The sequence below is a fragment of the Rhizobacter sp. P3_B12 genome (assembly GCF_056402895.1).
Genome location: NZ_JBFUGN010000364.1, coordinates 1 through 5,587 on the forward strand (window position 1 = coordinate 1; position 5,587 = coordinate 5,587).

7 protein-coding genes are annotated in these 5,587 nt (G+C 69.1%); 4 read left to right on the forward strand and 3 right to left on the reverse strand.

The genetic code is table 11. The features are described 5' to 3' along the window. The 3 genes from AC1D01_RS18510 to lysS all read right to left on the reverse strand — a co-directional run. Positions 1–270 (reverse strand): class I SAM-dependent methyltransferase (locus AC1D01_RS18510; protein WP_477868814.1); only part of this gene is annotated, 270 nt, incomplete at its 3' end. 39 nt (positions 271–309) lie between these two features. After that, complete coding sequence (locus AC1D01_RS18515) at positions 310–528, reverse strand: hypothetical protein (protein WP_477868816.1); 219 nt, start codon at positions 526–528, stop codon at positions 310–312. A 7-nt stretch (positions 529–535) separates the two neighbouring features. Then, positions 536–2,044: a lysine--tRNA ligase gene (gene lysS / locus AC1D01_RS18520; RefSeq protein WP_477868818.1), complete on the reverse strand. Its 1,509-nt coding sequence runs from the start codon at positions 2,042–2,044 to the stop codon at positions 536–538. A 133-nt stretch (positions 2,045–2,177) separates the two neighbouring features. On the opposite strand from lysS, the gene AC1D01_RS18525 reads away from it, so the two are divergent. The 4 genes from AC1D01_RS18525 to AC1D01_RS18540 all read left to right on the forward strand — a co-directional run. Beyond that, a complete protein-coding gene (locus tag AC1D01_RS18525) occupies positions 2,178–3,236 on the forward strand; it encodes a Gfo/Idh/MocA family protein (RefSeq protein ID WP_477868820.1) in 1,059 nt (352 codons plus the stop codon). After that, positions 3,233–3,817 (forward strand): acyltransferase, encoded by a 585-nt coding sequence (locus AC1D01_RS18530; RefSeq protein ID WP_477868826.1) that lies wholly within the window; start codon positions 3,233–3,235, stop codon positions 3,815–3,817. Before AC1D01_RS18525 ends, AC1D01_RS18530 begins: the two co-directional genes overlap by 4 nt. Next, the gene (locus AC1D01_RS18535) at positions 3,814–4,920 is read left to right on the forward strand and encodes a DegT/DnrJ/EryC1/StrS family aminotransferase (RefSeq protein WP_477868822.1); all 1,107 of its coding nucleotides are present in this window, start codon (positions 3,814–3,816) and stop codon (positions 4,918–4,920) included. Before AC1D01_RS18530 ends, AC1D01_RS18535 begins: the two co-directional genes overlap by 4 nt. Next, a partial coding sequence (locus AC1D01_RS18540; RefSeq protein ID WP_477868824.1) for a lipopolysaccharide biosynthesis protein occupies positions 4,917–5,587 on the forward strand: 671 nt, incomplete at its 3' end. The genes AC1D01_RS18535 and AC1D01_RS18540, both read left to right, overlap by 4 nt.

The following is a 5,587-nucleotide window of genomic DNA, read 5'->3' on the forward strand; positions in this document are numbered from 1 at the left end:
GTGGCTGACCAGGCTCGCGAGCGCGAGGCCGCAGCCGATCTCGAGGATGCGCTCGTGCGGCACCATCGTGCGCACCGCCATGCGCGCGGCGAGCTGCAGGCCCGAGGGCCACAGCAGCCCGAACAGCGGCCAGGCCGCCGACGAGATGCCCTGCCGCAGGGCGAGGTCGTGGGGATCGGAGAACTGCTGGCGGTCCAGCAACGAGCGAATCTGCAGGTCGGCAACGCCGTCGATGGCGATGTGCTCGTGTTTGACCAGATATCCAGGCATCCGGCAGTGTAGGTGCCGGGCGCGGGTCGCGTTGGCCTTTCAGCGCGGCAGGTAGCCCTGCTGAAGAATGTCGCCTGTCCTGTCGTCGATCTCGATCAGCACGTTCATGCCGCGAGACTCGTGGTTGGACATGACCTGCCAGCGAGGTTTCCCGAACCACAGCGGCCGATACTTCCGAACGCTGACCGGGTCGAGAAACGGCCAGCCTCGCTCGGTCGCAAGCCGGCGAGCGACGGTCAGCGCTTCGTCGCTCGTCACAGGGCGGTCAGCCTTCCTTGCGCAGCGACGGGAACAGGATCACGTCGCGGATGCTCGGGCTGTCGGTGATCAGCATCATCAGCCGGTCGATGCCGATGCCGCAGCCGCCGGTCGGCGGCATGCCGTACTCGAGCGCGCGGATGAAGTCGGCGTCGTAGAACATCGCCTCCTCGTCGCCGGCATCCTTGTTGGCCGCCTGCGCATGGAAGCGCGCCGCCTGGTCCTCGGCGTCGTTCAGCTCCGAGAAGCCGTTCGCGTACTCGCGGCCGGTCATGAAGAGCTCGAAACGCTCGGTGATGCCGGGGTTCGCGTCCGATGCGCGCGCCAGCGGCGACACCTCGACCGGGTAGTCGATGATGAAGGTCGGGTGCCACAGCTTCTCTTCGACCACGGCCTCGAACAGCCCGAACTGCAACTCCGGCAGCTTCCAGTGCGCCGGCGCCTCTTCGCCCGCCGCCTTCAGCTTCGCGCGCAGCAGCTCGGCATCGCCGGCCTCGGCCTCGCTCAGCCCGGCGTGCACCACCAGCGAATCGCGCACCGACAGGCGCGTGAACGGCTTGTCCAGGTCGACCGGCTTGCCGGCGTAGCTGATGCTGGCCGAGCCGGTGGCCTGGCGCGCCGCATGGCGCAGCACCTGCTCGGTGAAGTCCATCACGTCGTGGTGGTTCCACCAGGCCGCGTAGAACTCCATCATCGTGAACTCGGGGTTGTGCCGCACCGAGATGCCTTCGTTGCGGAAGTTCCGGTTCACCTCGAACACCCGCTCGAAGCCGCCGACGATCAGCCGCTTCAGGTACAGCTCGGGCGCGATGCGCAGGAACATCTGCTGGTCGAGCGCGTTGTGGTGCGTGGTGAACGGCTTGGCGTTCGCGCCGCCCGGGATCGGGTGCAGCATCGGCGTCTCGACCTCCATGAAGCCGTGCTCGATCATGTAGTGCCGGATCGAGCCCAGCGCCTTGCTGCGGGCGACGAAGCGCGCACGCGCCTCCTCGTCGGTGATCAGGTCGACATAGCGCTGGCGGTACTTCTGCTCCTGGTCGGCCATGCCGTGGAACTTGTCCGGCAGCGGCCGCAGGCTCTTGGTGAGCAGCCGCAGCGTGGTCACGCGCACCGACAGCTCGCCGGTCTTGGTGCGGAACAGCGTGCCCTCGGCGCCGAGGATGTCGCCCAGGTCCCAGTGCTTGAACGCGGCATACACCTCGTCGCCCAGCGCGTCCTTCGTGACGAACAGCTGCAGGCGGCTGGTCGAGTCCTGCAAGGTCGCGAAGCTCGCCTTGCCCATCATCCGCTTGAGCATCATCCGCCCGCCGAGGCTCACGACGATGCCCTGCGGCTCCAGTTCCTCGTTCGGGATCTCGCCGTACTTGCGGACCAGGTCGAGCGCGTGGTGCTTCGGCTTGAAGTCGTTCGGGAACGCGACGCCGCCCTGCTGGCGGATCGCGGTCAGCTTCTCGCGGCGTTCGGCGATCAGCTTGTTTTCGTCTTCGGGCGGCTGGGGAGGAGATGTCTGGGTCATGGGGTGCTCGGGAAATGCGCCGCAATTTTAGGCGGGCCGCCCGGGATTCCCCGGCCGGGGCCGTCCGGGCCGAATAAAATCGCCCGTTTGCCTCGCGGGTGCCCCGCGTAGCGCCTGCCTTTCGAGAGCCTCCATGCCGACTCCCTCCATCATCCGTGACCGCAAGCTGCGCCTGGCGCTGGTGGGCTGCGGCCGCATCGCGCAGAACCACATCGCGGCGCTGAAGCAGCATGCCGACCGCGCCGAATGGGTCGCGGTCTGCGACAACCAGCCCGAACTGCTGGCCCGGGCCGTCGAGCTGACCGGCGCCCCGGGTTTCGCATCGCTCGATGCCTTGCTGGCCGGCAGCGATGCCGATCTCGTCGTGCTGGCCACGCCGAGCGGGCTGCACCCGCGCCAGGCGATCAAGGTGGCGCAAGCCGGCCGCCACGTGCTCAGCGAGAAGCCGATGGCCACCAAGTGGGACGAGGGCGTCGCGATGGTGCGGGCCTGCCGCGATGCCGGCGTCAAGCTGTTCGTCGTCAAGCAGAACCGGCTGAACGCGACGCTGCAGCTCGTCAAGCGCGCGGTCGACCAGGGCCGATTCGGCAAGCTGGCGATGGTGGCGGTCAACGTGTTCTGGACCCGCCCGCAGGCCTACTACGACGCGGCGCCGTGGCGCGGCCGCTGGGACATGGACGGCGGCGCCTTCATGAACCAGGCGAGCCACTATGTCGACATGGTCGACTGGCTGGTCGGCCCGGTCGACAACGTGCACGCCTACACCGCGACGCTGTCGCGCAACATCGAGGCCGAGGACACCGGCGTGATGAGCCTGCGGCTGCGCAACGGCGCGCTCGCCTCGATCAACGTGACGATGCTGACGCACAACAAGAACTTCGAGGGCAGCATCACGCTCCTCGGCGAGCGCGGCACGGTGCGCGTCGGCGGCGTCGCGGTCAACAAGATCGAGCACTGGGAGTTCGACACCCCGCACGAGGACGATGCCAAGGTGGCCGACGCGAGCTACGGCGTCACCTCGGTCTACGGCCCCGGCCACCCGCTGTACTACGACAACGTGATCAACACGCTGCGCGGCGAAGCGCATGCCGAGGTCGACGGCTACGAGGGCCTGCGCTCGCTCGAGGTGCTGATCGCCGGCTACCGCTCGGCACGCGACGGCGTGCGGGTCGGACTGCCGCTGGTGTTCTGATGATTCATTCTTCCGCCATCGTCGACGAGGGCGCCCGGCTCGGCACCGGCACCCGCGTCTGGCATTTCGCGCATGTGTGCGCTGGCGCCCGCATCGGCGACGGCTGCTCGCTCGGGCAGGGTGTCTACGTCGGCAACGACGTGAGCATCGGCCACAACGTGAAGATCCAGAACAACGTGTCGGTCTACGACGCGGTGACGCTCGAGGACGACGTGTTCTGCGGCCCGAGCATGGTCTTCACGAACGTCTACAACCCGCGCTCGGCGGTCACCCGCAAGAACGAGTACCGCCGCACGCTGGTGCGCCGCGGTGCGACGCTGGGCGCCAACTGCACGATCGTCTGCGGCCACACGGTCGGCCGCTACGCCTTCGTCGGTGCTGGTGCCGTGATCAACCGCGACGTGCCGGATTTCGCGCTGATGGTCGGCGTGCCGGCCCGCCAGGCCGGGTGGATGAGCCGGCACGGCGAGCGGCTCGAGCTGCCGCTCACCGGCGACGGCGAGGCCGCCTGCCCGGCGACCGGCGAGCGCTACGTGCTGCGCAATTCGGTGTGCCAACCTGCAGAGGAAGTGCAAGCATGAGTTCGAAGCTCGAATTCGTCGACCTGAAGACGCAGTACGCCGCGCTGAAGGAGCGCATCGCCGAGCGCATGCAGCGCGTGCTCGACCACGGCCAGTACATCATGGGCCCGGAGGTCAAGGAGCTCGAGGCGCAGCTCGCCGCGTACACCGGCGCGCGCCACTGCATCACGGTCGCGAGCGGCACCGAGGCGCTGCTGATCGCGCTGATGGCGCTCGACCTGAAGCCCGGCGACGAGGTCGTCACGACGCCCTTCACCTTCGCCGCCACCGCCGAGATGATCGTGCTGCTGGGCGGCGTGCCGGTGTTCGCCGACATCGAGCCCGACACCTGCAACATCGACGCCGCGCTGATCGAGGCGAGGATCACGCCGCGCACGCGGGCCATCATGCCGGTGAGCCTGTACGGCCAGGCCGCCGACATGGACGCGATCAATGCGATCGCGCAGCGCCATGGGCTGCCGGTGATCGAGGATGCGGCGCAGAGCTTCGGGGCCGATTACGCCGGCCTGGATGGCGAGACGCGCAAGAGCTGCAACCTGAGCACCTTCGGCTGCACCAGTTTCTTCCCGAGCAAGCCGCTCGGCTGCTACGGCGACGGCGGCGCGATCTTCACGAGCGACGACCGCCTCGCGCAGGCCTGCCGCGAGATCCGCGTACACGGCCAGAGCGCGCGCTACACGCACACCCGCGTGGGCGTCGGCGGGCGCATGGACACGCTGCAGTGCGCGATCGTGCTGGCCAAGCTGGAGCGCTTCGAGTGGGAAGTGCAGCAGCGCCTGGCGATCGGCGCGCGCTACAACGAGATGCTGGCCGGCAAGCTGCTGGTGGTCGCACAGCGCGCCGGCCGCAGCAGCGTGTTCGCGCAGTACACGGTGTTCGTCGAGGACCGCGCCGCGGTACAGGCGAAGTTGACGGCGCAAGGCATCCCGACCGCCGTGCACTACCCGCTGCCGATCAACCAGCAGCCGGCCTACCGCGCCTGGCAGGTGCCGGGCGGCACGCCGCATGCCGAACGCGCCGCCGCGCGCGTGATGAGCCTGCCGATGAGCGCCGACCTGACCCCCGCCGACCAGGAGCGGGTGGTGCACGCCTTGCTCGCATGACGACAGCGGGCGCGGCCGGCGCGGGCTCGACTCGGCATGTGCTGACGCTGCTGACGGGCACCGGCCTGGCGCAGCTGATCGCACTGGCCGCGAGCCCGCTGCTGTCGCGCCTGTTCGCGCCGGAAGACTTCGGCGTGTTCGCGCTGTTCCAGAGCGTGGTCGCGCTGCTGGCGATCCTCGCGACCGGCCGCTATGAGCTGGCCATCGTGTTGCCGGAGTCGGACGATGACGGTTGGCAGCTGCTGCTGCTGGCGTTGGCGATCACGCTGGGAGTGACCGGGCTGTCGTTGCTCGGTGTTGCGCTCGGTGGTGGATGGATCGCGCAAGCGTCCGGCCATGCGTCGCTCGCACCGTGGCTCTACCTGCTGCCGCTGAGCGTCGCGCTGACGGCTGTCGTCAACACGCTCGGCTGCTGGTCGAACCGGCGCCGCCAGTACACGCAACTGGCCGGCAACCGCGTCGTGCAGAGCGCGGGCGGCGTCGCGGCCACGGTCGGCCTGGGCGCAGCCGGCTGGGCTGCGCCGGGCTTGCTGCTGGGCGGTGCGCTCGGCCAGTCGATCGCGGCGGCGTTGCTCGGTTGGCAAGCGCGTGGCGATGCCCGGCCGGCGCAGGGCCTGCGCCTGCGGGCGCTCGCGGGCCAGTACCGGAACTTCCCGCGCATCAACCT

Bases quoted from the DNA above. Each gene is read 5' to 3' on its own strand.
- AC1D01_RS18535 (WP_477868822.1), top strand. From the start codon at position 3,814: ATGAGTTCGAAGCTCGAATTCGTCGACCTGAAGACGCAGTACGCCGCG.
- lysS (WP_477868818.1), bottom strand. From the start codon at position 2,044: ATGACCCAGACATCTCCTCCCCAGCCGCCCGAAGACGAAAACAAGCTG.
- AC1D01_RS18525 (WP_477868820.1), top strand. From the start codon at position 2,178: ATGCCGACTCCCTCCATCATCCGTGACCGCAAGCTGCGCCTGGCGCTG.